We start from the raw sequence: 21,865 nt of genomic DNA on the forward strand, positions 1-21,865 counted from the left end.
CACGAGGAACTCAAGTCTCTGTTCTGATCTGCGGGAGATCTGATCGGTTCCCCTACACCGTTTCCCGCTGTTCAAACCCTCCAGGCAATTCCCCGTCATCCCACTCGCTCACGATCACTCCATCCACCCGCGCCAAGTCCGGCCCACGCCGCGCCCAGTCGATCAGCGCCTGCACCGCCTCCGCAGACCCGCCAGCCAGCGCCTCCACGCTCCCGTCCCGCCGGTTGCGCACCCAGCCGGTGATGCCCAGTGCCTGGGCCTGTTGCGCCATGCTCCAGCGGTAGCCCACGCCTTGCACGCGGCCGGTGATGCGCAGATGGCGAACGATGGTGATGGCGTCCATGAGTTCTCCGTCAGCGCGTCAGCAGACGCCAGCCGGCCCAGGCCGCGATGGCACCGGGCAGGGCGAGCAGGAAGCCGCCGACGATGAAGATCGACGACAGGCCGCGGAACTCCGCGTCGGCGCCGCCGCTGTTCAGGCCGTTGAGAGCGCCGAGCAGGAAGTAGGCGCCGAAGAACAGCGCGAGGCCGCCCGAGGCCAGCAGGAACAGGCCGAGGAGCGGTCGGGGTTGGGGTGTCGCGGAGCGGGTCAAGGCATCGCCTCACTGGGCCGACAACGGCAGCCCGAACACCCTGTCGAACGCCCAGTTGAAAACGAAGGTGTAGAGCAGGAAGAACATCGCCAGCCCGATCTCCAGCACCAGCGCGTGCTCCAGGCTGATGCCAAGCCACCAGGCGAACAGCGGCACCAGCAGCACCAGGAAGCCCAGCTCGAAACCGACGGCGTGCGCCACACGGCGCCCGACGCTGCGGCCGCGCACGCGCTGGCGCGACTCCCAGCGCTCGAACAGGGTGTTGTAGACCAGGTTCCACACCACGGCGATCACCGCCGAGACCACCGCGACCACACCGGCGCGCTCCAGGCTGGCGCCTGAACCGGCGGCCAGACCGGTGCTGCTGATGGCGATGGCGAACAGTTCGTAGAGCGTGACGTAGACGACTTTGCGGCGGGCGCCTTGCATGGGGACAGAGGGTATGGGGTACGGGGTTACTGGAGCCGGCAGGGCGCGGCTATGCTCCCCCGATTGTGATGTCTGGGCTGGAGCGCGCGATGCTGGATGTGGTCTGTCTGTGTGCCGAGTGGTGCAGTGCCTGCCGGGCCTGGCGGCCCGACTGGGACGCGGCCGCCGCGCGCCACCCGCAGCACCGCTGGCAGTGGCTGGACATCGAGGACGAGCCGGACCTGATGGACGAGGTGGGGCTGGACATCGAGACCTTCCCCACGATGCTGATCGCGCGCGGCGGCCAGGCCCTGTTCCTCAGTGCGATTCCGCCGCAGCCGGCGTTTCTGGACCACCTGCTGGCCCGTCTGGGCGCCTCCGATGCCGCCCCGCAGGGCGTGGCGCCAGAGGCGGTGGCGCTGGCGCAGCGCCTGGCCGCCCGCCACCGCGCCTGAGCGCCCTTCTTGCAGCAAAGCACCGGAACCGGGCGGCCCGATGTGCCGAATCGGGGCATCCGCCTGTCGGAAACCCCCGTCTTGCACCGATCTGATGCACCAATCTTGCATACAAGCCCTGTAGACAGGCTGGCACGGTTCTGGCAACAATGGTTTTCAACCACCCTTGCCCACCATGACCTCCAGCGACATCGCCGACCGCATTGTTGAAGCCATCCTGGCGCAGAAGCTCGCGCCGGGCGCGCGCCTGGGCGAGCAGGCGCTGTCCATGCTGTTCGACTGCAGCCGCACCCTGGTGCGCGAGGCCATGATGCAGCTGGCCGCGCGCGGCATCGTCACCGTCAGTTCGCGCCGCGGCTGGTTCGTGGTGGAGCCGTCGGAGACTGAGGCGCGCGAGGCCTTCGAGGCGCGGCGCGTGATCGAGACCGGTCTGATCCGCAGCGCCGCACCGATGGACAAGGCCAAGCTGGACAAGCTCAAGCGCCACATCCGCGAGGAGAAGCAGGCGCTCAAGGGCACGGACGTGGGCCGGCGCAGCTACCTGCTGGGGGACTTCCATGTGTGCCTGGCCGAATGCCTGGGCAACCAGTTGCTGGCCGACACGCTGCGCGACTTCACCGCGCGCACCACGCTGATCGCCATGCTCTACCAGAGCACGCACGACGCGGCGCATTCGTGCCAGGAGCACGTGGACATCGTCAAGGCGCTCGAAGCCGGCGACACCGCGCGCGCCGAGGCGCTGATGGCCCAGCACATCGGCCATGTGCAGCAGGCGCTGCGCCTGGACACGGCCGCGGCCGACCCGCTGGCCAACCTGCGCGCCGCGCTCGCGCCCGTCTCAGGCCCGCGCAACGACCCCGACTCCCCTTCCTCCCCCACCTACCTAGGAGCTGTTCTATGAAGACCACCAAACGCCACCTGCTCGTCCTCTCGGCCAGCCTCGCCATTGCCGCGCTCGCGGGCGGCGCGCAGGCGCAGACCGCGCTGGACGACGTGATGAAGGCCAAGGCGATCAAGATCGCCATCCCGACCGACTTCCCGCCCTACGGCTTCGTCGGTACCGACCTGCAGCCCCAGGGCCTGGACGTGGACATGGCCAAGTACATCGCCACCAAGCTGGGCGTGAAGGTCGAGCTGGTGCCGGTGACCAGCGCCAACCGCATCCCGTATCTGCAGACCAAGAAGGCCGATCTGGTCATCTCCACGCTGGGCAAGAACCCCGAGCGCGAGAAGGTGATCGACTTCACCATCGCCTACTCGCCGTTCTTCCAGGCGGTGTTCGCGCCCAAGTCCATGCCGCTGGCCTCGTTCGCCGACCTGGCGGGCAAGTCGGTGGGCGTCACGCGCGGCGCCATCGAAGACCAGGAGCTGACCAAGGTCGCACCGGCCGGTGCCGACATCAAGCGCTTCGAGGACAACAACGCCACCGTCTCGGCCTTCGTCTCGGGCCAGGTGCAGGTGATCGCGACCGGCGCCTCGGTGGCCGGCAACATGATGGCGCGCAACCCGCAGCTGGGCACCGAATACAAGCTGCTGCTCAAGGACAGCCCGAACTTCATCGGCGTGGCCAAGGGCGAGGACGCGCTGCGCACCAAGGTGAACGAGGTCATCCTCGCCGCGAAGAAGGCGGGCGACATCGATGCGATGGCCAAGAAGTGGCTGGGCCGCCCGGCCGGCACGCTGCCGGAATAACGCGCGCTGACGCACACGAAGGACGGGCGCCATGCGCATCGAACTCGACTTCCTGGCCGTGCTGGAGCAATGGCCGCTGCTGGCCACCGGCGTGGCCTGGACGCTGGGGCTGACGGCGGTCTCGGCCCTGCTGGGCGTGGCCGTCGGCGTGGCCTGCGGCTGGGCGCGCAGCCATGGCCCGCTGTGGCTGCGCTGGGTGGTGGGCAGCTATGTGGAGATCATCCGCAACACGCCCTTCATCGTGCAGCTGTTCTTCGTGTTCTTCGGCCTGCCGGCGGCGGGCGTGAAGCTCACGCCCGAAATCGCCTCGGTGATCGCGATGGTGGTCAACCTCGGCGCGTATGCGGCCGAGATCGTGCGCGCCGGCATCGAGGCCACGCCCAAGGGGCAGTACGAGGCCGCGGCCAGCCTGGCGCTGAACAAGGCGCAGACCTTCATCCACGTGGTGCTGCCGCCCGCGCTGCGCAAGGTCTGGCCGGCACTGACCAGCCAGATCATCATCGTGATGCTGGGCTCGGCGGTGTGCGGCCAGATCGCCACCGAGGAGCTGAGCTACGCGGCCAACCTGATCCAGAGCCGCAACTTCCGCGCCTTCGAGGCCTTCATCGTCGCCACCGGCATCTACCTGTTGCTGGCGATCGGCGTGCGCGCCTTCCTCAACTGGCTCGGCCCGCGCTTCATCTTCGGTCAGGGAGGTGCCCGTGGTTGATTTCACCCTCTGGGACATCCTGCGCAACCTGCTGCTGGCCGCGCGCTGGACGGTGGCGCTCTCGCTGGTCGCCTTCGTCGGCGGCGGTCTGGTGGGCATGCTGCTGCTGGTGGCGCGCACCGCGCGCTGGCCGGGCGCACAGACCTTCGTCGCCGGCTACGTGCAGCTGTTCCAGGGCACGCCGCTGCTGATGCAGCTGTTCCTGGCCTACTTCGGCCTGGCGCTGTTTGGGGTGGACACCTCGGCCTGGGTCTCGGCGGCGCTGGCGCTCACGCTCTACACCAGCGCCTTCCTGTGCGAGATCTGGCGCGGCTGCGTGGCCTCGGTGCCCAAGGGGCAGTGGGAGGCGGCGCAGAGCCTGGCGCTGAGCTTCGCCGAGCAGCTGCGCTACGTGGTGCTGCCGCAGGCCACGCGCATCGCCATCGCGCCCACCGTCGGCTTCCTGGTGCAGGTCATCAAGGGCACGGCGCTGGCGTCCGTCATCGGCTTTGTCGAGCTGACCAAGGCCGGCACCATGATCACCAACGCCACCTTCCAGCCCTTCCTGGTCTACAGCTGCGTGGCCCTGATGTATTTCGCGCTCTGCTTCCCCGTGAGCCTGACCGCGCGCCGCCTCGAAAGGAAATTGAATGCCGTCCGCTGACACCGCCACCCCCATCGTCGACATCCAGGCGCTGCGCAAGTCCTACGGCGCCAACGAGGTGCTCAAGGGCATCGACCTGCAGGTCAAGCCCGGCGAGGTGATCGCCATCATCGGCAAGAGCGGCTCGGGCAAGAGCACGTTGCTGAGGTGCATCAACGGGCTGGAAACCTTCCAGTCGGGCGCGCTGACGGTGGACGGCCAGCCGCTGCTGCACGAGGACGCCGCCGCCATGCGCGCGTTACGCCAGCGCGTGGGCATGATCTTCCAGCAGTTCAACCTGTTCCCGCACCTGAGCGTGGGCCGCAACGTGATGCTGGCGCCCGGCCTGGTGAAGAAGACGGCGAAAGACGCGGGCGAGCAGCAGGCGCGCCAGCTGCTGCAGCGCGTGGGCCTGGGCGAGAAGTTCGACGCGTATCCCGAGCAGCTCTCGGGCGGTCAGCAGCAGCGCGTGGCGATTGCGCGTGCGCTGGCCATGGAACCGAGCGTGCTGCTGTGCGACGAGATCACCTCGGCGCTGGACCCCGAGCTGGTGGGCGAGGTGCTGCGCGTGGTGGAGTCGCTGGCCGACGAGGGCATGACGCTGCTGATGGTGACGCACGAGATGGGCTTTGCGCGCAAGGTCAGCGACCGCGTGATCTTCATGCACCAGGGCCGCGTGCACGAGAGGGGCCCGCCCGACGAGCTGTTTGCGGCACCCAAGACGCCGGAGCTGCAGCAGTTCCTGGCGTCGATCCACTGAGCGGCGCGCAGCCGTTCACTCCTGCAGGGTCCACTGCGCCTGGCCCTGCGCATCGCGCACGCCCACTGCGGTGCAGGGTCGGCGTTCCACCGACACCGGCCGACGGCCCTGGGCCAGCGGGCCAAGCAGCTGCGAGGGGTGGTGCACGAAGCGCACGGCCTGCGGCGCGGGCTCGTCGGTGCGCGCACGCTGCAGCTCCAGGTGGGCGCGCTCGAACGCCGCCACCTCGTGCAGGTAGGGGTCGTGCGAGGCCCGGGCCAGCAGGAAGTCGCAGAACTCGATGGCCTCGGGCAGGAAGTAGAAGGTCCTGGGCGGGTGCTGTGCCCAGAAGTCGGACAGCGCGGCCTGCAGCGCCTCGCCCTTGAGCAGGGTGGTGGTCAGCGGCAGCAGGGCCTTGATCTTGCCCAGGCGGAATCCTTTGTGCAGGGTCTGGTTGGTGTCCAGCCCGGTGCTGGCGGCGATGGCGTTGAGCCGGCGCCGCTCCAGCGCGCTCAGGTCCGCGTCCTCCGGAAACCCTTGCGCCAGAACCGACGCGCGCCACGCCGGGTCGATGACCAGTCGGGCCATCACTGACTGGAATGTTGCCAAGCTCATGCCGCCACCTTGAAGTCCAGTTCGCAGGTGACCGCAGGCTGCGGCTGGCACGACTGCCAGAGCCGCTTCATGCGGCGCAGGTCGGCGCGCACCCGGGCCTCGCCCACCACGTCGAACCACGAGCCGAACAGCTCGAACACCACCGCGCCGACGTTGGGGCAGCGGGGCAGGGTGTATTCCAGCAGCGCCCACACGGCGTCGGGCACCGCGTCGCTGTGGGCGTCGAGGTAGACGCCGTCGAGCATCATGCCGCCGGCCACGTGGATCTCGCCCACGTTGTTCAGGTCCAGCGCGTCGACGAAGGCGCGCGCGTCAAAGCCGTGGTTGACCGCGTTGGTGTGCACGTTGTGCAGGTCCAGCAGCAGGCCGCAGCCGCAGCGCTCGCACAAGGTGTTGAGGAAGTCCGCCTCGTCCATCTCCGCCTCGGGGATGTCGAAGTACCAGACGTTGTTCTCCAGCAGGAAGGGCACCGGCACCGCCGCCTGCACCTGCCGCACGCGCGGGCGGATGAGGTCGATGGTGGCCAGATCGCGCGGCAGCGGCAGCGTGATGCCGACATTCACGGCCTCGCCGCGGTGATCGGCCACGTGAAACGCGAGGTGGTCGCTGTGCCAGGGAAAGCGCAGGCGCTGGTGCCAGCGGCGCAGCTGCTGCAGGTGCTGCGGGTCGAAGTGGGCGGCGCTGCCGATGGACAGGCCGATGCCGTGGGGGATGACCGGCATGCCGCGCGCGATGCCATCGAGCCAGGCGACGTGCTCGGTGTCGTCGAGGTAGCGCGGTTCGTGCCCGGGACCGAGGTCGGTCCACAGGATGTCGGGCACCACCTCGACCATGTCGAAGGCCCCGGCCGGCCGTTCGATCAGACCCCGCAGGGGGGTCTGAAAGGCCAGTCCCACGCCGAGCTTGGGCAGCGGCAGCATGGCGGTCTCCGGCTCAGCGGATGCGACCGTTGACGATGTCTTCGATCACGAAGCGGTCCAGCCCCGAGAGGCAGGGCCGGCAGCCCTTGAGGCCCGGCAGCTCCGGGATGGTGAGGGTCTGCTTGAGCACGTCGACGATCTTGTCGAAGGGCATGTCGTTGGACAGCGCGAGCCGGACTTCGCGCACCTGCGGCGTCTTCTTGATGGTGGCCATGTGTCTCTCCTGCGTGGGGTTGTGCCGCCCGACATGGAACGGCAGGGCCATGCTAGGAGTCGACCCCGGCAGGGTCATCCCTCGCCTGAATGAGCGCGGCGCGGGTGTTTCATCAAACGGATGGAGACGCGGTCAGTCCGAGAAAGCTGTCGAGGATGTGGAAGTGGTCGTCGTGGAAGCGGTCTTCCATCGCCGCCAGGTCGGCGATGGGCACCCACTGCGCCGAACGCGCGTCGTCGCTGCCCTGCACCTCGGGCAGCGGGCGGTGACCCAGGTCGAAGTGGTGGGCGTGGGTGATGACGCGGCCGCGCGCGCTGCGGTCGGGGTGGTCGAACACACGCACGCCCCTGAGCGCGTGCGCGATGTCGGCCGGCAGCAAGTGCAGGCCGGTCTCTTCGTGCAGCTCGCGCAGGGCCGACTGGTAGACCGTCTCGCGCGGCTCCAGAAAACCGCCGGGCAGCGCGAACAGGCCCTGGCCGGGCGCGCGGCCGCGCACGATCAGCAGCACGCGGTCGGCGCACTGGATCAGCGCATCGACCGTGACGAACACCGGCGGATAGGGCGCGCTGGCCCACAAGGCCTTCTCGGCGCGCAGGCTGGCCCACTCGTCCGCCAGTTCGCGGTAGCGGGGCAGCTGGGCCCAGGCGCGCAGGAAGTGGATGGTCGAGGGCGGCACCTGGCTGACCAGGGCCGCGAGCGCAGGCTCCAGCGGATGGCCGGCGGCGCCGAACAGCGCGTCGCGCACCGCGCTCGAATGCAGCGCGCCCTGCGAGCCCACGTCGTCCAGCAGCCAGCCGGGAAAGTCGTCGAGGTAAGTGCTGGTGGCGTCCTTGTGGTGGCCCACCAGCACGGTCTGCCCGGGCGGCAGAGTGCCCAGCTGCGCCAGCACGCCTTCGCGCACCGCCTGCACCCAGCGCTGGCCGTCGTAGTGGTCGCGCACTGGCAGAAAGCCCACGCGCGCCGCCTCGTCGGCGCCCAGCGCCAGGCGGATCATCTCGACGCGCTCGGCCCAGGTGAAGGGGTTCTTGGGGCTGCGCGCCTGGAAGGCGGAACCGATGACGACCACCACGCGCGGTGCGAGCGCGAGGGCACGGCGGATCACGGCGAGCTGGCCCAGGTGCAGGCCCTGGAAACGGCCGATGCAGACGGCGGCGGCGAAGGTCGGGGTAGTGGCGTTCATGGTGCTCAGAAGTGTTGGGCGGCGATGGGCATCTGGCGGCCGGAGCCGAAGGCACGGGCGCGCACACGGATGACGGGCGGGGCCTGGCGGCGCTTGTACTCGCTGCGCGCGACCATGCGGCGCACACGGTCCACCAGCGCGGCGCCCTCGGGCTGCTGCAGCAGGCGGGCCACGAAAGTCTCGACCTCGACGCGCTCCTCGCGCGCCAGGCCGTGGCCTTCGATCAGGTGCTTGAGGACTTCGTCCAGCACCTCGTAGGGCGGCAGGCTGTCGGTGTCCTTCTGGTCGGGCGCGAGTTCGGCCGAGGGCGGCTTCTCGATGATGGCCTGCGGAATGATGTCGCGCCCGGCGGCGTCGTTCAGGTGGCGCGCGAGCGCGAACACCTCGGTCTTGTAGAGGTCGCCGATGAGGCCCAGGCCGCCGTTGGTGTCGCCGTAGAGCGTGCAGTAGCCGACCGACATCTCCGACTTGTTGCCGGTGGTCAGCAGCAGGTGGCTCCAGGTGTTGGAGTACTCCATGAGGATGGTGCCGCGGATGCGGGCCTGCAGGTTCTCCAGCGCCAGGCCCTGCAGCGGCGCACCGAAGGCGGCTTCGAAGCCCGCGCTGTAGCCCTGCACCAGCTCGACGATGGGGTGGCGGTGCAGGCGCACACCCAGCGCGTCGCACAGCGTCTGCGAGTCGTCCACCGAGCCCGCCGACGAATACACCGAGGGCATGGTGATCGCCGTCACACCGTCGGGGCCGAAGGCTTCGGCGGCGAGCGCGAGGGTGATGGCCGAGTCGATGCCGCCGGACGAGCCGACCACCGCCTGCGTGAAGCCGCAGCGGCGCGCGTAGTCGCGCAGGCCGAGCACGATCTGCTGGCGGTAGAAGACCATCGTGGACAGGCCTTCGGCGGGGACGGCGGGCAGGGCGCCACCCCGCGCGTCGCGGAAGCCGCTGGCCTCGAAACGCAGCGTTTGCACGTCCTCCACAAAGCGCCGCGCCTCGAACACCACACCGGCCTTGGGCTCCACCGCGAAGGAGGCGCCGTCGTAGACCAGCTGGTCGTGGCCGCCGACCTGGTTGACGTAGAGGATGGGCAGGCCGTGGCGGCGGCTGGCGGCGCCGAAGATCTGGTGGCGCTGTTCGCGCTTGCCGATGTGGGACGGGCTGGCGTTGATGGAGACCACCAGGTCGGGCGCGGCGTCGCGCAGGCGCTCGAACGGGTTCACCGCGTAACCGCTGCCGTCGTCGTTCCAGCCGTCCTCGCAGATCAGGAAGCCGACCTGCGCGGTGCCAATGCGCAGCACCTTGGCCACGTCGGGGCCGGGCTCGAAGTGGCGCCGCTCATTGAAGATGTTGTAGGTGGGCAGCAGCTGCTTGGCGTATTCGAGCAGCACCTCGCCCGCACGGACCACGCGCAGCACGTTGCTCAGCGGCTTGCCCGGGCCGCCGTGCGCCACCGGCAGGCCCACCACCCAGTGCAGCGCGGGCATCTGGCGCGACGCTTGCAGCAGCGCTTCGAAGCCGGCGTCCACGCGGGCCATGAAGTGCGGCTCGTCCAGCAGGTCGCCGGGGTAGTAGCCGGTGAGGGAGAGTTCGGAGAAGACGACCAGCTCGGCGCCGTCGTCGCGCGCGCGCTGCGCGGTCGCGACCATCTTGCTCACGTTGCCGTCCATGTCGCCCACGGTGACGTTGAGCTGGGCCAGGGTGATGGTGATCATGAGGCCTCCGCGGGCACGTTGAACACCTGGCGCAGGTAGGCCAGGAAGGTGGCGTCGTCGCACAGGGTCTTGCCCGGCGAGTCGGACAGCTTGGCCACCGGCTGGCCATTGGCGCTGGTGAGCTTCATGACGATGTTGAGCGTCTGCAGGCCAACGTCATTGGACAGGTGGGTGCCGATGCCGAAGCCCAGCTGCGTGCGGTCGCCCAGCGCGCGGTAGAGAGCGATGGCCTTGTCCACGGTCAGGCCGTCGGAGAACACCAGACGCTTGGTGTGCGGGTCGATGCGCAGCTTTGCGTAGTGCGCCAGCGCCTTCTCCGCCCAGACCAGCGGATCGCCCGAATCGTGGCGCAGACCGTCGAACAGCTTGGCGAAGTAAAGGTCGAAGTCGGCGAGGAAGGCGTCCATGCCGACCACGTCGGTCAGCGCGATGCCCAGGTCGCCGCGGTACTCCTGCACCCAGTCTTCCAGCGCGGCCTTCTGCGAATCGCGCAGGCGCACGCCCAGCGCCTGGTAGGTCTGCAGGTACTCGTGCGCCATGGTTCCGATGGGCACCAGGCCCAGGTCGGCGGCCAGCCGCACGTTGGAGGTGCCTTTGAACACCTGGGGCAGGCGCGCGCTGAAGGCCTGCACCACCTCCCGCTGCCAGGGCCGCGAGAAGCGGCGGCGCACACCGAAGTCGAACAGCTCGAAGGGGTGGCGCAAGGGCGGTTGCTGCACGAAGGCCTCGATGGCAGCGATCTTGGCGTCCAGCCGGCGGCGCCCTTCGGCCTCGGCCGCGGCGCGGTCGAAGCGGCGGAAGTACAGCTCGTTGACGATGGCCAGCACGAAGATCTCGAAGGCCATGACATGCACCTGCGGCCCCTTGGCCACGATGCGCAGCTGATCGCCCTCGGCGTAGGCCTCGATGAAGCCGCGCTGGAAACGGAAGATGCGCAGGAAGTCGACGAAGTCGCTCTTGATGTAGCGCAGACCGCCGAGGTAGCGCAGCTCGTCCTCGCTGAACGAGAGCGCGCACAGCGCATCCAGCTCGGCGTTGACCTCGTCCAGCAACTCGGTCAGCGGGTAGGCGGGCTGGTTGCGGCAGACGAAGCGGTACTCTGCCTGCGTCTGCGGATGCCGGTGCAGCATGGTCTGCCACATCGTGAACTTGTAGAGGTCGGTGTCCAGCAGGCTGGTGATGACGGGTTCCATGGTGGCTCCGGGTTCAGGCATCGGCCTGCAGAAGGGGAAGGACCTCGGCGCAGGTGGCCAGGCGCGCGCCCTGGCGCTGCAGATCCGAAAGGAAAGCGGCTGCTTGCGCCTCGAAGCCGGTGACCGGGCTCATCGCGTCGGTCAGCAGCACCAGCTTGTCGAGCCGGCGCGAGGGCAGGTGCTGCGCCAGGTGTTCGACGGAGGACTTGACGCAGTGGCTGCTGGCCTCGCCCGCGATCACGATGCGCTCGGCCTCGTCGAGGCGGGCGATCAGCGCGGTGTTGAGCTGCGTGTCGGCATCGGCCGCGTCGGGCACCTCGGCCTGCAGGGCGCTGTAGTGCTCGGTCCAGGGGTTGCTGCCCTTGCCGACCTTCTGCACCACGGCCAGTCGCCGGTCTTCCCAGCGGTTGTAGGCGGCCCGGACGGCGGGGTGCACGTTGTGACCCCAGCTGCCGATCTCGCAGTGCACGGGCCAGACCATCAGCGTGTAGCGGCCGGCCTGCTCCAGCGCGTCGAGGTAGGCCAGCGTGCGGAGCAGGGCGCTCGCGTCGCGCGGCCGGTATTCGCCTGCGCGGACCTGGGCCGCGGTGATGGCGGTGAACGGATTCACGGCCGCACCTTCGCCGGTCTGCCAGAAGGTGGGGTGGGCGATGTCGTAGCGCTGGTGCGAATCGAGCGTGACCACGATGCGATCAATGCCGTCACCCCCGGCGTCGATCAGCGCGGCCAGGCGCAGCATGTCGGCATGAGCACCGCTGACCGGCAGCGCGGGCGCCGTGGTGGCCTGGCGCAGCGGGTCCAGGGCGCGCCAGCCCTCGGGCAGGTCACAGAAGTCGTTCTGCGGGTCGATGATCAACAGGGTGGTGCGGCTGCTCATGGTGTCCTCCTGGGTCGATGGTAGGTGAAGGCGGCTCCTTCATCCACCGCATAAGTTGCACTGTACAACTTATATGGGTTGTATAGTACAACTTAATTCCGGAGTGTCAAGCCATGTCCTCTTCGAGAGCGGTTTCCAGCAACCTGAACTTCGAACGGCCCCTGGTGACGGTCGATGTGGTCATCTTCACCGTCGTCGACGAGCAGCTGTGCGTGCTGCTGGTGCGACGGCCCGAGGGCGATGGCGAGCCCTTCCCCGGGCGCTGGGCGCTGCCCGGCGGTTTCGTCAATGTGCACCAGGACGCCTCGCTGCAGGCCTGCGCCGAACGCAAGCTGCGCGAGAAGACCGGCGTGGTGGCGCCCTATCTGGAGCAGCTGGGCAGCTGGGGCGACGCCCGGCGCGATCCGCGCGGCTGGTCGGCCACGCACGCCTACTTCGCGCTGATCGCACAGCCCGCGATCTCCACCGGCAGCGGCGCCGTCACCGAGTGGGTGGCCTGCGACCAGGCGCTGCGCCGGCGCCTGGCCTTCGACCACCACAGCCTGCTGGACGCTGCGGTCGAGCGCCTGCGCGGCAAGGTGGAATACACCTCGCTGCCGGCCTTCCTGCTGCCCGAGCCCTTCACCCTGCCGCAACTGCAGCGCATCTACGAAGTGGTGCTGGGCCGTCCGCTGGACAAGAGCGCCTTCCGCAAGCGCATGCTCGATGCGGACTTCCTGGTCGAAACCGGGACCCTGGCCCGCGAGCATGGGCGGCCGGCGGCGGGCTACCGGCTGCGGGACCGCGAACAGGCCACCCTGTTTCCGCGCACCTTCAAGGCCGCAGAATGAGTCGCCTTTAAAACCAGGAAAAATAAAAGTCTGGCTTTTTATCTATTCAAGGAATATGATGCGGTGGTGAGCGGGGTTCGCTGGCATGCGCCAACCGAAGCCTCAAGGCTGGTGGCCCCTGTGCCGCACAGCCCGTCTCCGTGCCCTGCGGCCTTGCGGCTCTGGCGGCATCTGTCCTCGCGGCATCCTTTGAAGCCGCTTCTCTCTGCGCCACCGGGCTGTGTCCCGACCACGGCGCCATCTCTCTGAAAGGCTCGCCATGAGCACCAAACTGTACGTGGGCAACCTGCCCTACTCCGCCGACGAACATTCGTTGCGCAACAACTTCGCCGAGTTCGGCGATGTGGCATCCGCCAAGATCATGATGGACCGCGACAGCGGTCGCTCCAAGGGCTTCGGCTTCGTGGAAATGGGCTCGGCCGACCAGGCCGAAGCCGCGATCAAGGGCCTGAACGGCCTGTCCGTCGGAGGCCGCAACATCGTGGTCAACATTTCGCGCCCGAAAGAGTCGACCGGTGGTGGCTACGGCGACCGCGGCGGCCGCGGCGGCTACTGAGCCCTCCCGCTCCTCGCGAAGAAGCCGGCCCTCTGGGCCGGTTTTTTTTTCGCCTGCGCGCAGGACGGCGTCAGGCCGTGGCCCGGTCCAGCGCCTGGTCGATGTCCCAGAGGATGTCGTCGATGTGCTCCAGGCCGACCGAGATGCGCACCATGTCCGGCGGCACGCCGGCCGCGAGTTGCTGCGCCTCGTCGAGCTGGCGGTGGGTGGTGCTGGCGGGGTGGCTGATGAGGGTGCGCGTGTCGCCGATGTTGACCAGGTGGCTCATGAACTGCGCGCTCTCGATGAACTTCACGCCCTGCTGCAATCCACCCTTCACCCCGAACGCCAGCAGGCCCGAAGCGCCGCGCATCTGCCGCTTCATCAGCTCGTGCTGCGGGTGGTCGGGCAAGCCGGGGTAGTTGACCCAGCCCACGCGCGGGTCAGCCTGCAGGTACTGCGCGACGGCCAGCGCGTTGGCGCAGTGGCGCTCCATGCGCAGCGGCAGGGTCTCGACGCCCTGCAGGATCTGCCAGGCGCTGGTGGGCGCCAGCGACGCGCCGAACACGCGCAGGCCTTCCATGCGGCAGCGCATGGTGAACCCGAAGTTGCCGAAGGTCTCGTAGAACTTCACGCCGTGGTAGCCCGGCGAGGGCTCGGTCATGCCGGGGAACTTGCCGTTGTCCCAGGGGAAGCTGCCGCTCTCGACCACCACGCCGCCCAGCGTGCTGCCGTGGCCGGCGAGGTACTTGGTGGCGCTGTGCACCACGATGTCGGCGCCGAATTGGATCGGGTTGCAGAGGAAGGGGCTGGGCACGGTGTTGTCCACCACCAGCGGCAGGCCGTGCGCGTGCGCCACGTCGGCGATGGCGGGAATGTCGAGCACCACCATGCTGGGGTTGCCCAGGGTCTCGGCGAACAGGGCGCGGGTGTTGGGGCGGATGGCGGCGGCGAAGGCCTCGGGGTCGGTGGCGTCGACGAAGCTGGTCTCGATGCCGAACTTCTTGAGGTTGACGGCCAGCATGGTGACACTGCCGCCGTAGAGCGCGCCGGCGGCGACCACATGGTCGCCGGCCTGCAGCAGCGTGGTCAGCGCCAGCGCCTCGGCCGCCATGCCGCTGGCGGTGGCTACGGCGGCGCGCCCGCCTTCGAGCGCGGCCACGCGCTCTTCCAGCGCCGCGACCGTGGGATTGGACAGGCGCGAGTAGACGTTGCCGAAGGTCTGCAGGTTGAACAGGCTGGCCGCATGGTCGGCGCTGTCGAACACGAAGCTGGTGGTCTGGTAGATCGGCAGGGCGCGCGCGCCGGTGGCCGCGTCTGGGATCTGGCCGGCGTGGATGGCGAGCGTCTCGGGCTGGAAGTTGCGGTCGGCCATGGGGTCAGCCCTGCTTCGGACGTTGCGACGAAATCACCTTGGTGTTCACGCCGGCCCAGTTCAGGCCGCCGAAGAGGCGCGCGTGTTCGATCTTCACGCAGCGGTCCCACACGGAGTCGAGCCCGCCCTCGGTGGCGATGCGGTCGGCCTCTTCGCTCATCAGGCCCAGCTGCTGCCACAGCGTTTTCGCGCCGATGGCGACCGCGCTCTTCGCAATCGCCGGAATCTCCTCGACCTTGCGGAACACGTCGACCATGTCGACCGGGAACGGAATGTCTTCCAGCCGCGCATAACTCTTCTCGCCCAGGATCTCGGGGTAGCGCGGGTTCACCGGCACGATGCGGTAGCCGCGCTCCTGCATGTACTTGGCGGCGAAATAGCTGGGGCGGTGCCATTCGGCCGAGAGGCCGACCACGGCGATGGTGCGGTCGCGCGCAAGGATGCGGCGCAGGGTGGGGATGTCGTCTTGCATGGACCGACACAATACCGCCATGGCCAGCGAACGCAAGGCACTGCCTGTCATCGACCCGACGCGCTGCACCGGCTGCGGCTGGTGCGTGGCGGTGTGCCCGCCGCATGTGCTGTCGCTGGCGGTGGTGCCAGGCTGGCAGAAGAAGAGCACGCTGCACGACGAGGTCGGCTGCACCGGCTGCGCGAAGTGCGCGGTGCGCTGCCCGTTCGATGCGATCTCGATGCTGCGTATAGCCGATTTGCCGTCCGGACGCTGAGGGCGCGCCACATGGGCGGAACACGGCACGTCCTCCCGGCGACACGCTGCGCGGTTTGCTGCACCGCGGCATGATTTCGTCATGCGCCTGCATCCGGCGGGCGCCCCACCTCCCCGGAGCACCCGTTTCATGAGCGACCTGTCGCAACCCACCCACGCCCCCGTCCTGCTGGACAAACTGCAATGGCGCTACGCCACCAAGAAGATGGACCCGTCCCGCGCAGTGCCGCAGGACAAGGTGGACCGCATCATCGAGGCCGCGCGCCTGGCGCCCACCTCCAGCGGCCTGCAGCCCTTCGAGATCTTCGTGGTCACCAGCAAGTCCGTGCGCGAGCAGATCCAGCCCATCGCCTGGAACCAGGCGCAGATCACCGACGGTTCGCACCTGCTGGTGTTCGCCGCCTGGGACACCTACACCGCCGAGCGCATCAACCACATGTTCGACCTGGTGAACACCGAGCGCGGCTTCACCAACGAGGGCTGGGAAAACTACCGCCAGATGCTGCTGAAGACCTACCCGCAGCGCGACGCGCAGGTGAACTTCGAGCACGCCGCCCGCCAGGCCTACATCGGCCTGGGCGCCGCGCTGATCGCCGCCGCGTTTGAAGAAGTGGACGCCACGCCGATGGAAGGCTTCGACCCCGCCAAGCTGGACGAGATCCTGAAGCTGCGCGAGCGCGGCCTGCGCAGCGTGGCCATCGTGCCGCTGGGCTACCGCGCCGAAGAAGGCGACTGGCTGGTGAACCTGAAGAAGGTGCGCCGCCCGCTGGAGCAGTTCGTCACCGAAGTGAAGTGACCCCCCCGGGCGGCTGCGGGCCTCAGGCGGCCTGCAGCGCCCCGCGGTGAATCTGGAACGCCGCCACCGAGGCCACCAGATCCCGCGCCTGGTCGTCCAGGCTCTGTGAGGCGGCGGCAGTCTCTTCCACCAGGGCCGCGTTCTGCTGCGTGGCCTGGTCCAGCTGGGTGATGGCTTCGCCCATCTGGCTCACGCCGGTGCTCTGTTCCTGCATGGCGGCGGCAATGTCCACCACCAGCTGGTTCACCCGGCGGATGGACGCCACCACCCCGGTCATCGCGGTGCCGGCCTGGTCGGCCAGCGCGGCGCCCGTACCGACCTGGTCCACGCTGGCCTCGATCAGCTGCTTGATCTGCCGCGCCGCATCGGCCGAGCGGCCGGCCAGCGCCCGCACCTCCGAAGCCACCACGGCAAAGCCGCGCCCCTGTTCGCCGGCCCGCGCCGCCTCCACCGCCGCGTTGAGCGCGAGGATGTTGGTCTGGAAGGCGATGCCGTCGATCACGCCAATGATCTCGGCGATGCGCCGAGAGGCCTCGTCGATGCTGCGCATGGTGCGCACCACCGCCGTCACCGTTTCGCCGCCGGCCTCGGCCGCTCGCGAAGCGTCGGTGGCCAGCGTGCGGGCCGCCTGCGCGCTGTCGGCGTTGAGGGCGATGGCGCTGCTGAGCTGCTCCATCGACGCGGCCGACTGTTCCAGCGCGCTGGCCTGTGCTTCGGTGCGGGCGCTCAGGTCCTTGTTGGCGCTGGCGATCTGCGCCGAGGCCGAGCCCACATGGTCCACCCCGCGGTGCACCTGGCCCACCAGGCTGCGCAGCCCGTCCTGCATGACGGCCAGCGATTGCAGCAGCTCGGCCACTTCGTCGCGGCCCTGCACCTGGACATCTTTCGTGAGGTCACCGGCCGCGATGCGCCCGGCCACCGCCACGCCTTCGCGCAGCGGCCGCACGATGCTGCGCGCCAGCACCGCCGAGGCCACCAGGCCCAGCACCAGCGCGGCTGCCCCCAGACCCAGCTGCAGCAGCTGGGCACCGTCGATGGCGCCGCCCACGGCCTCGCCGCGCTCCTGTGCCAGCTCGTCCTGCAGCGCGCGCAGGGTGTCGATGGGTTGCTGCAGCCGCGCCAGCGCCGGCAGGGTCTCGCTGCGCAGCAGCTGCCGGGCTTCATCGATGCGGCCGGCCTTCACCAGCGGACCCACCTGGACGAACGAAGCCACATAGGCCGCGCGGGACGTGCGCAGCTCGGCCAGCGCGGCCTTGCCTTCGGGCCGCACCACCAGCCGGTCCAGCGTGAGCAGGGCCTCGTCGATGGCCTTGCGGTTGGCGTCGATGCGCGCCTGCACCACGGGCAACTGCGAGGGCTCCATCAGCAGCAGTTCGGCCGTGTTCAGGCCATTCGCCCGCGTGGCCGTGTCGATCACCGACACCGCCGTCACCTTCACCATTTCGTGTTCGATCAGCTGGCGGTTTTCCTGCCCGATCTGTCTCAGCGACAGCAGCGACGAGGCCACCAGCCCCGCGATGAGCAACAACATCAACCCGAAACCGGCCGCCAGCCGCACACCGATCCGGAACCTGGACACACTCCCCATGCTGAACTCCTGGCGCGCGCACACCGCGGCCTGATGCGGAGTTCTTCGGCGCGGCATGGGCCGCGCTGAATACTTCTGAAGAACTATGCCGCCAGCGGCGACCCGCTCTCGGGGAAGCAAAGGTCTGCGCAGACGCCGCTGTGGTCGCTGGGCCGCACACCCCGGGCGTCCGGGCGGTCGAGCACCACCCCCACAGGCTCTGCAGCCAGCGTGCGGCCGCCGGCCGGACGGCGCAGCAGGATGTGGTCCAGGTTCCTGGCATGGCCCGCCGCATCCACATGGGTCGCCTTGGTCCGTCCGGCAAAGGCATCGATCAGGCGGCCCTCCCGCAGGAAGCCGGCGAGTTCTTCGTCCTCGGGGCCGGCGTTGAGGTCTCCGCACAGCACCACCGGCCGCGCCGGATCGGCGCCGTCCATCGCCGCCAGCGCGGCGGCGAGTTGCTCGCGGCGCAGGTCGGCACGATCGCTCAGGTGCGTGAGGTGCAGGTTGACCAGCCACCAGTCGCCCGCCGGGCCCGGCAGACGCACGCATTGCGCCAGGCGCTCGCCGTCCCGCGCATCCTGCGGCAGCACCAGCACCCGCTGCTCCAGCAGGGGCTGGCGGCTGAGCACGGCCAGGCCCGAGGTCGTGGGCGTGCGGCGCAGGCCCACCGTGCGCAGCTTGGGCCGCGCGGGCACCCAGGACAGGTGCATGCGCAGCGCGCGCGCCAGCGCCAGGGCGGTGTGGGTGAGTCCGTCCGCGCTGCGCAGGTCCTCCTGCAGGGCGATCGCGTCGGCCGACAGCGCCGCCAGCCCGCCCACCATGGCGTGGACCCGCCGCGGGTAGTCGCCTTCGGCCTTCCAGGTGTTGAGCGAGACCAGCCTCATCGCGCGCAGGCGGCGCGATCACCGAAGCGCACCCGCAGCGCCGCGAACAGCATGTCGACGGCCTCGGTGAGGGGGCCGTCGTTGACGATGCGGATCGCGCTGGCCGGCAGCTCGACCTCGATGCCCCGCGCCAGCCGGTCCGAGATCGCCTGCACGCTCTCGCGGTTGCGGGCCCGCAGGCGCTGCAGCAGCACATCGGCCGGTGCGGTGATCTGCACCACCGTGGCCTCGGGCCAGTGCCCCAGCAACTGCGGCAGGTGGCCGCGGGAGCCGTTGACGAACACGCAGTGCCCGCTCGCCAGGGGCGCCAGTTCCGGGCGGCGGATGCCGTAGGCGTGGCCGTTGGCCTGCCAGTGCATCGCGAAGGCCCCCGCCTGCTGCAGGCGTTCGAACGCCGGCCGGTCCACACACTCGTTGGTCTCGCCACCGGCCTGCGCCGCCCGCGTGATGGTGCGGCGCGCCCAGTGCGCAGGGGGCATGCCGATCCAGGCCTCGCGCAGGCGGTGCAACACGCTGTCCCTGCCAGCGCCCGAGGGGCCGATCACGTAGATGAGACGTTGCGTCATGCGCGCAGCTCCAGCTGTTCGAGCAGCACGAAGTCAGCGCCCGGGCTCGGTTCGATGAAGATCGAGAGGCGGTCCAGCCGCATCGGTGGCAGGGCGCCGAACTGCCGCGAGGCGGCCACCCACAACCGGCCCACCACATCGTCCGGCACGCCGGCCAGCGAGCCTGTGAGCGAGAAGTGGAAGCGGAACCGGTCGAACACCCACGGGTAGCCCCAGGCCAGCATGAGCGCGTCCTCCTCGGGGGTGAGCGGCGCGCGGCGGCGGCGCGCCAGCTCGGCCTCGCTCAGGGGCGCGGCCAGCGGCTGCAGCCGGCGCACGCAGTCGTCGGCCAGCGCACCCAGCGCTGCCGGGGCGTTCTCCGGCCGCAGCGCCAGGAACGATCCCAGGCGGGTCACCTGCAGATCGCCCAGCTCGAACGCGCGGTGCTCGCGGCAGATCGCGGCCACCGCGTCGCGCAGGGCCCAGAGGTTCGATTGCGGCGACAGCCGGAACGGCGCCTTGAGCGTGGCGTGCCAGCCGTAGCGGCGCGGGTCGGCGGTCAGGGCGGTCTGCACGGCGGCGTCGACCCGGCCGATCTCCGGCATCGGCAGGCCGCAGCGGCGGGACGCGCAGCGCCCCAGCCACTCGCTGCCGCGCTCCCACCAGTCGGTGCCCGGTGCGGGTGCGGCGTAGATGGCGACGCGGTGCGGCGCGAGAACGTCATGCGACATGGTCGTGGTCCACGGTGAGGGTGACGCGGTCGCCCGCGAACCAGGTGCAGGCGTATTCGATCGGCACGCCCTCGGGGTCGACGTTGACGCTGCTGACATACAGGGCAGGCCGCGCCGCGGGTTGCTTGAGGTGCGCGGCCACATCGGGTTCGGGCAGTCGCGCCGAAATGCGGCTCTGGCGCCGTGTGTAGTCGGCCACACCGCGTTCGGCAAAGGCCTGGGTGATCGACCCGCTCTGCCGCACCAGATCGTCCAGTCCCGCGAAGCGCGGGCAGGGAAAGTAGCGGTCGCTGACGTGCAGCGGCTGGCCCCCGCCGTCGCCGATCACCTGCAGGTGCAGCACCGTGCTGCCGCTGCGGATCTCGAGCGCCTTCGCAACGTCCGCGCTGGCGCGCAGGCTGCGCGAGGCGAGCACCTGCATGCCACCGGGCAGACCGGCCTGCGCCAGGCTCTGGCGGCGCCGCGTGCGGCGGCCCAGCACCAGGTCGACCGCGAAGTCCTCGACGTAGGTGCCGCTGCCCTGGGTGGAGCGCACCAGGCCGATCTGGCCCAGGCTGGCCAGCGAGCGGCGGATGGTGTGGCGGTTGACGCCGAACTGCTCGGCCAGCGAATGCTCCGAGGGCAGGCGTTCGCCCGGGGCATAGATGCCGCTGCCGATGGCGTCGGCCAGTTCGTGCGCGATGCGGGCCCAGAAGCTGTGTCCGGGGTCGGGCAGGAGCAGGGCGGAAGAGGGTGCGGTTCTTGTCATGAAAGGGACACAGGTGAAACCTAAGCTGGTGGCCGACCACAAGTTGTCTACACAGATTTCAGACTACCACCAAGATGTTTCACGCGTTTGACAACACCGGGCCGAACCGGCCCACACCGCGCCCCGAATGGATGGCCCTGCTGTCCCGCGCGCCGCTGCCCCTGCTGGAGCAGGCGCTGTCCGCGCCCGCCGCCGCGCCGCTGCAATGGCTGCGCAAACCCGAGACCGGGCTGTACATGGTGCAGGGCCGCGCAGGCGGCACCGGCCAGCGCTTCAACCTCGGCGAGATGACGGTGACGCGCTGCGCGCTGCGCGTGGGCGGCGAGGACAGCGCCGTGGGCGTGGCCTACGTGATGGGCCGCAACCACCGCCAGGCCCAGCTCGCGGCCGTGGCCGACGCCCTGCTGCAGGACCCGGCGCACCACGAGGCGCTGGACGGTGCGCTGCTGCAGCCGGTGCGCCAGCACCTGGCGCTGCAGCAGGCGCAGCGCGCCGCACGTGCGCAATCGACCCAGGTGGACTTCTTCACCGTGGCGCGCGAATCCGGAACACCGGACGAAGGAGAAGACGAATGAAGGCCGACGACCTGCAACAGGTGCGCCCCGGTTTCCGCGATCCGGCCATCGGCAGCCAGGCGGTGTTCCGCAGCGCGCTGTCGGCGCTGTCGCACCCCGGCCGCGTGATCGAGATGCCCGATGTGTCCGAGTTGCCACGCCATGGCCACGGCGCCGCCGCGGTGCTGCTGCAGGCGCTGGTGGACAGCGACTGCAGCGTCTGGCTCTCGCCGGCGCTGGCGGGAACCGACGCCGCGGCGTGGCTGCGTTTTCACACCGGCTGCCACTGGGCGGCCGACGCCGCTTCGGCGCGCTTCCTGTGGGTGGCCGAGGGCGACGCACTGCCCGCGCTGGCCTCGCTGGACGCCGGCAGCGACGCTTACCCGGACCAGTCGGCGACCTGCGTGGTCGAGCTGCAGGCGCTGGACGCCGAAGGCGCCGACGGCCTGGTGCTCACCGGCCCTGGCATCGCGAGCGAACAGTCGCTGTGCGCGAGCGGCCTGCCCGGGGACTTCGTGGACCAATGGGACACCAACCACCGCCGCTTCCCGCGCGGCGTGGACCTGTTCCTGGCCACGCCCACCCACATCGCGGGCCTGCCCCGCAGCACGCGCGTCCGCGCAGCACAAACCGCCGTGGAGGCCTGA

At 69.7% G+C, this 21,865-nt stretch carries 29 protein-coding genes; 12 read left to right on the forward strand and 17 right to left on the reverse strand.

Annotated elements, in window-relative coordinates:
• Positions 1–52: 52 nt before the first annotated feature.
• From HFL01S_RS16440 to HFL01S_RS16450, 3 genes are read right to left on the reverse strand one after another with little or no spacing between them, the layout of a single operon-like run.
• Complete coding sequence (locus tag HFL01S_RS16440; RefSeq protein ID WP_066260620.1) at positions 53–343, reverse strand: acylphosphatase; 291 nt, start codon at positions 341–343, stop codon at positions 53–55.
• Between the two features lie 10 nt (positions 344–353).
• Positions 354–593 (reverse strand): hypothetical protein, encoded by a 240-nt coding sequence (locus HFL01S_RS16445; RefSeq protein ID WP_066260621.1) that lies wholly within the window; start codon positions 591–593, stop codon positions 354–356.
• Between the two features lie 9 nt (positions 594–602).
• On the reverse strand, positions 603–1,022 hold the full coding sequence (locus tag HFL01S_RS16450; RefSeq protein ID WP_066260622.1) for a PACE efflux transporter: 420 nt from the start codon (positions 1,020–1,022) through the stop codon (positions 603–605).
• 89 nt (positions 1,023–1,111) lie between these two features.
• Here HFL01S_RS16450 and HFL01S_RS16455 point away from each other — a divergent pair, with 89 nt between their 5' ends.
• From HFL01S_RS16455 to HFL01S_RS16480, 6 genes are all read left to right on the forward strand, one after another.
• Positions 1,112–1,456, forward strand: coding sequence for a thioredoxin family protein (locus HFL01S_RS16455; RefSeq protein WP_245644837.1), 345 nt, complete (start codon positions 1,112–1,114; stop codon positions 1,454–1,456).
• A 175-nt stretch (positions 1,457–1,631) separates the two neighbouring features.
• Positions 1,632–2,357, forward strand: a complete 726-nt coding sequence (locus HFL01S_RS16460; RefSeq protein WP_066260625.1) for a GntR family transcriptional regulator — start codon at positions 1,632–1,634, stop codon at positions 2,355–2,357.
• On the forward strand, positions 2,354–3,148 hold the full coding sequence (locus HFL01S_RS16465; protein WP_066260626.1) for a transporter substrate-binding domain-containing protein: 795 nt from the start codon (positions 2,354–2,356) through the stop codon (positions 3,146–3,148). The genes HFL01S_RS16460 and HFL01S_RS16465 overlap by 4 nt, the downstream gene beginning before the upstream one ends.
• Positions 3,149–3,179: 31 nt before the next feature.
• Entirely contained in the window at positions 3,180–3,857 is a 678-nt protein-coding gene (locus tag HFL01S_RS16470) for an amino acid ABC transporter permease (protein ID WP_066260627.1), read from the forward strand.
• The gene (locus HFL01S_RS16475; RefSeq protein ID WP_066260773.1) at positions 3,850–4,500 is read left to right on the forward strand and encodes an amino acid ABC transporter permease; all 651 of its coding nucleotides are present in this window, start codon (positions 3,850–3,852) and stop codon (positions 4,498–4,500) included. The genes HFL01S_RS16470 and HFL01S_RS16475 overlap by 8 nt, the downstream gene beginning before the upstream one ends.
• Complete coding sequence (locus HFL01S_RS16480; protein WP_066260628.1) at positions 4,487–5,239, forward strand: amino acid ABC transporter ATP-binding protein; 753 nt, start codon at positions 4,487–4,489, stop codon at positions 5,237–5,239. Before HFL01S_RS16475 ends, HFL01S_RS16480 begins: the two co-directional genes overlap by 14 nt.
• Before the next feature lie 15 nt (positions 5,240–5,254).
• Here HFL01S_RS16480 and HFL01S_RS16485 read toward each other — a convergent pair whose 3' ends face one another.
• From HFL01S_RS16485 to HFL01S_RS16515, 7 genes are all read right to left on the reverse strand, one after another.
• Positions 5,255–5,806 carry a hypothetical protein gene (locus HFL01S_RS16485; protein WP_066260630.1) on the reverse strand — a complete coding sequence of 184 codons (552 nt, stop codon included), beginning with the start codon at positions 5,804–5,806 and terminating at the stop codon, positions 5,255–5,257.
• Between the two features lie 23 nt (positions 5,807–5,829).
• Entirely contained in the window at positions 5,830–6,753 is a 924-nt protein-coding gene (locus HFL01S_RS16490; protein ID WP_066260631.1) for an MbnB/TglH/ChrH family RiPP precursor modification enzyme, read from the reverse strand.
• A gap of 13 nt (positions 6,754–6,766) precedes the next feature.
• Positions 6,767–6,967 carry a hypothetical protein gene (locus HFL01S_RS16495; RefSeq protein ID WP_066260632.1) on the reverse strand — a complete coding sequence of 67 codons (201 nt, stop codon included), beginning with the start codon at positions 6,965–6,967 and terminating at the stop codon, positions 6,767–6,769.
• A gap of 112 nt (positions 6,968–7,079) precedes the next feature.
• Positions 7,080–8,147, reverse strand: coding sequence for a bifunctional nicotinamide-nucleotide adenylyltransferase/Nudix hydroxylase (locus HFL01S_RS16500; protein ID WP_066260634.1), 1,068 nt, complete (start codon positions 8,145–8,147; stop codon positions 7,080–7,082).
• A gap of 5 nt (positions 8,148–8,152) precedes the next feature.
• Positions 8,153–9,853, reverse strand: coding sequence for an NAD+ synthase (locus HFL01S_RS16505; protein ID WP_066260635.1), 1,701 nt, complete (start codon positions 9,851–9,853; stop codon positions 8,153–8,155).
• Positions 9,850–11,046 (reverse strand): nicotinate phosphoribosyltransferase, encoded by a 1,197-nt coding sequence (gene pncB, locus HFL01S_RS16510; RefSeq protein WP_066260637.1) that lies wholly within the window; start codon positions 11,044–11,046, stop codon positions 9,850–9,852. Before pncB ends, HFL01S_RS16505 begins: the two co-directional genes overlap by 4 nt.
• A 13-nt stretch (positions 11,047–11,059) precedes the next feature.
• A complete protein-coding gene (locus HFL01S_RS16515) occupies positions 11,060–11,923 on the reverse strand; it encodes a cysteine hydrolase family protein (protein ID WP_066260639.1) in 864 nt (287 codons plus the stop codon).
• A gap of 113 nt (positions 11,924–12,036) precedes the next feature.
• Between HFL01S_RS16515 and HFL01S_RS16520 the strand changes: the two genes are divergently transcribed.
• Both HFL01S_RS16520 and rbp read left to right on the forward strand, forming a co-directional pair.
• Positions 12,037–12,753 (forward strand): NUDIX hydrolase, encoded by a 717-nt coding sequence (locus tag HFL01S_RS16520; protein ID WP_066260641.1) that lies wholly within the window; start codon positions 12,037–12,039, stop codon positions 12,751–12,753.
• Between the two features lie 259 nt (positions 12,754–13,012).
• Positions 13,013–13,309 carry an RNA-binding regulator gene (gene rbp / locus HFL01S_RS16525; RefSeq protein ID WP_066260642.1) on the forward strand — a complete coding sequence of 99 codons (297 nt, stop codon included), beginning with the start codon at positions 13,013–13,015 and terminating at the stop codon, positions 13,307–13,309.
• 70 nt (positions 13,310–13,379) lie between these two features.
• Here rbp and HFL01S_RS16530 read toward each other — a convergent pair whose 3' ends face one another.
• Complete coding sequence (locus HFL01S_RS16530; protein WP_066260643.1) at positions 13,380–14,663, reverse strand: O-acetylhomoserine aminocarboxypropyltransferase/cysteine synthase family protein; 1,284 nt, start codon at positions 14,661–14,663, stop codon at positions 13,380–13,382.
• A 4-nt stretch (positions 14,664–14,667) separates the two neighbouring features.
• Entirely contained in the window at positions 14,668–15,135 is a 468-nt protein-coding gene (locus HFL01S_RS16535) for a CoA-binding protein (protein ID WP_066260645.1), read from the reverse strand.
• Between the two features lie 19 nt (positions 15,136–15,154).
• Between HFL01S_RS16535 and HFL01S_RS16540 the strand changes: the two genes are divergently transcribed.
• Together HFL01S_RS16540 and HFL01S_RS16545 are read left to right on the forward strand one after the other, a co-directional pair.
• Complete coding sequence (locus tag HFL01S_RS16540; RefSeq protein WP_066260774.1) at positions 15,155–15,391, forward strand: ATP-binding protein; 237 nt, start codon at positions 15,155–15,157, stop codon at positions 15,389–15,391.
• A gap of 129 nt (positions 15,392–15,520) precedes the next feature.
• Entirely contained in the window at positions 15,521–16,186 is a 666-nt protein-coding gene (locus HFL01S_RS16545; RefSeq protein WP_066260646.1) for a nitroreductase family protein, read from the forward strand.
• A 22-nt stretch (positions 16,187–16,208) separates the two neighbouring features.
• On the opposite strand, the gene HFL01S_RS16550 is transcribed toward HFL01S_RS16545, so the two are convergent.
• The 5 genes from HFL01S_RS16550 to phnF form a co-directional block, all read right to left on the reverse strand.
• Positions 16,209–17,774, reverse strand: a complete 1,566-nt coding sequence (locus tag HFL01S_RS16550; RefSeq protein WP_084383407.1) for a methyl-accepting chemotaxis protein — start codon at positions 17,772–17,774, stop codon at positions 16,209–16,211.
• 83 nt (positions 17,775–17,857) lie between these two features.
• Positions 17,858–18,640 (reverse strand): endonuclease/exonuclease/phosphatase family protein, encoded by a 783-nt coding sequence (locus HFL01S_RS16555; protein ID WP_066260648.1) that lies wholly within the window; start codon positions 18,638–18,640, stop codon positions 17,858–17,860.
• A complete protein-coding gene (phnN, locus tag HFL01S_RS16560; RefSeq protein WP_066260649.1) occupies positions 18,637–19,206 on the reverse strand; it encodes a phosphonate metabolism protein/1,5-bisphosphokinase (PRPP-forming) PhnN in 570 nt (189 codons plus the stop codon). Before phnN ends, HFL01S_RS16555 begins: the two co-directional genes overlap by 4 nt.
• Positions 19,203–19,916 carry a DUF1045 domain-containing protein gene (locus HFL01S_RS16565; protein WP_066260650.1) on the reverse strand — a complete coding sequence of 238 codons (714 nt, stop codon included), beginning with the start codon at positions 19,914–19,916 and terminating at the stop codon, positions 19,203–19,205. Before HFL01S_RS16565 ends, phnN begins: the two co-directional genes overlap by 4 nt.
• Positions 19,906–20,664, reverse strand: a complete 759-nt coding sequence (gene phnF, locus HFL01S_RS16570) for a phosphonate metabolism transcriptional regulator PhnF (protein ID WP_066260652.1) — start codon at positions 20,662–20,664, stop codon at positions 19,906–19,908. Before phnF ends, HFL01S_RS16565 begins: the two co-directional genes overlap by 11 nt.
• A gap of 74 nt (positions 20,665–20,738) precedes the next feature.
• Here phnF and phnG point away from each other — a divergent pair, with 74 nt between their 5' ends.
• On the forward strand, positions 20,739–21,239 hold the full coding sequence (gene phnG / locus HFL01S_RS16575; protein ID WP_066260653.1) for a phosphonate C-P lyase system protein PhnG: 501 nt from the start codon (positions 20,739–20,741) through the stop codon (positions 21,237–21,239).
• Positions 21,236–21,865, forward strand: a complete 630-nt coding sequence (gene phnH, locus HFL01S_RS16580; protein WP_066260655.1) for a phosphonate C-P lyase system protein PhnH — start codon at positions 21,236–21,238, stop codon at positions 21,863–21,865. Before phnG ends, phnH begins: the two co-directional genes overlap by 4 nt.

It is taken from the genome of Hydrogenophaga flava NBRC 102514, from assembly GCF_001571145.1.
Classification (GTDB): domain Bacteria; phylum Pseudomonadota; class Gammaproteobacteria; order Burkholderiales; family Burkholderiaceae_C; genus Hydrogenophaga; species Hydrogenophaga flava.

Bases quoted from the DNA above. Each gene is read 5' to 3' on its own strand.
- HFL01S_RS16505 (WP_066260635.1), bottom strand. From the start codon at position 9,853: ATGATCACCATCACCCTGGCCCAGCTCAACGTCACCGTGGGCGACATG.
- HFL01S_RS16470 (WP_066260627.1), top strand. From the start codon at position 3,180: ATGCGCATCGAACTCGACTTCCTGGCCGTGCTGGAGCAATGGCCGCTG.
- HFL01S_RS16555 (WP_066260648.1), bottom strand. From the start codon at position 18,640: ATGAGGCTGGTCTCGCTCAACACCTGGAAGGCCGAAGGCGACTACCCG.
- phnG (WP_066260653.1), top strand. From the start codon at position 20,739: ATGTTTCACGCGTTTGACAACACCGGGCCGAACCGGCCCACACCGCGC.
- pncB (WP_066260637.1), bottom strand. From the start codon at position 11,046: ATGGAACCCGTCATCACCAGCCTGCTGGACACCGACCTCTACAAGTTC.
- phnN (WP_066260649.1), bottom strand. From the start codon at position 19,206: ATGACGCAACGTCTCATCTACGTGATCGGCCCCTCGGGCGCTGGCAGG.
- HFL01S_RS16545 (WP_066260646.1), top strand. From the start codon at position 15,521: ATGAGCGACCTGTCGCAACCCACCCACGCCCCCGTCCTGCTGGACAAA.
- HFL01S_RS16490 (WP_066260631.1), bottom strand. From the start codon at position 6,753: ATGCTGCCGCTGCCCAAGCTCGGCGTGGGACTGGCCTTTCAGACCCCC.
- rbp (WP_066260642.1), top strand. From the start codon at position 13,013: ATGAGCACCAAACTGTACGTGGGCAACCTGCCCTACTCCGCCGACGAA.
- HFL01S_RS16465 (WP_066260626.1), top strand. From the start codon at position 2,354: ATGAAGACCACCAAACGCCACCTGCTCGTCCTCTCGGCCAGCCTCGCC.
- HFL01S_RS16480 (WP_066260628.1), top strand. From the start codon at position 4,487: ATGCCGTCCGCTGACACCGCCACCCCCATCGTCGACATCCAGGCGCTG.
- HFL01S_RS16500 (WP_066260634.1), bottom strand. From the start codon at position 8,147: ATGAACGCCACTACCCCGACCTTCGCCGCCGCCGTCTGCATCGGCCGT.
- phnH (WP_066260655.1), top strand. From the start codon at position 21,236: ATGAAGGCCGACGACCTGCAACAGGTGCGCCCCGGTTTCCGCGATCCG.
- HFL01S_RS16530 (WP_066260643.1), bottom strand. From the start codon at position 14,663: ATGGCCGACCGCAACTTCCAGCCCGAGACGCTCGCCATCCACGCCGGC.
- phnF (WP_066260652.1), bottom strand. From the start codon at position 20,664: ATGACAAGAACCGCACCCTCTTCCGCCCTGCTCCTGCCCGACCCCGGA.
- HFL01S_RS16450 (WP_066260622.1), bottom strand. From the start codon at position 1,022: ATGCAAGGCGCCCGCCGCAAAGTCGTCTACGTCACGCTCTACGAACTG.
- HFL01S_RS16495 (WP_066260632.1), bottom strand. From the start codon at position 6,967: ATGGCCACCATCAAGAAGACGCCGCAGGTGCGCGAAGTCCGGCTCGCG.
- HFL01S_RS16565 (WP_066260650.1), bottom strand. From the start codon at position 19,916: ATGTCGCATGACGTTCTCGCGCCGCACCGCGTCGCCATCTACGCCGCA.
- HFL01S_RS16440 (WP_066260620.1), bottom strand. From the start codon at position 343: ATGGACGCCATCACCATCGTTCGCCATCTGCGCATCACCGGCCGCGTG.
- HFL01S_RS16460 (WP_066260625.1), top strand. From the start codon at position 1,632: ATGACCTCCAGCGACATCGCCGACCGCATTGTTGAAGCCATCCTGGCG.
- HFL01S_RS16455 (WP_245644837.1), top strand. From the start codon at position 1,112: ATGCTGGATGTGGTCTGTCTGTGTGCCGAGTGGTGCAGTGCCTGCCGG.
- HFL01S_RS16540 (WP_066260774.1), top strand. From the start codon at position 15,155: ATGGCCAGCGAACGCAAGGCACTGCCTGTCATCGACCCGACGCGCTGC.
- HFL01S_RS16485 (WP_066260630.1), bottom strand. From the start codon at position 5,806: ATGGCCCGACTGGTCATCGACCCGGCGTGGCGCGCGTCGGTTCTGGCG.
- HFL01S_RS16535 (WP_066260645.1), bottom strand. From the start codon at position 15,135: ATGCAAGACGACATCCCCACCCTGCGCCGCATCCTTGCGCGCGACCGC.
- HFL01S_RS16550 (WP_084383407.1), bottom strand. From the start codon at position 17,774: ATGGGGAGTGTGTCCAGGTTCCGGATCGGTGTGCGGCTGGCGGCCGGT.
- HFL01S_RS16520 (WP_066260641.1), top strand. From the start codon at position 12,037: ATGTCCTCTTCGAGAGCGGTTTCCAGCAACCTGAACTTCGAACGGCCC.
- HFL01S_RS16515 (WP_066260639.1), bottom strand. From the start codon at position 11,923: ATGAGCAGCCGCACCACCCTGTTGATCATCGACCCGCAGAACGACTTC.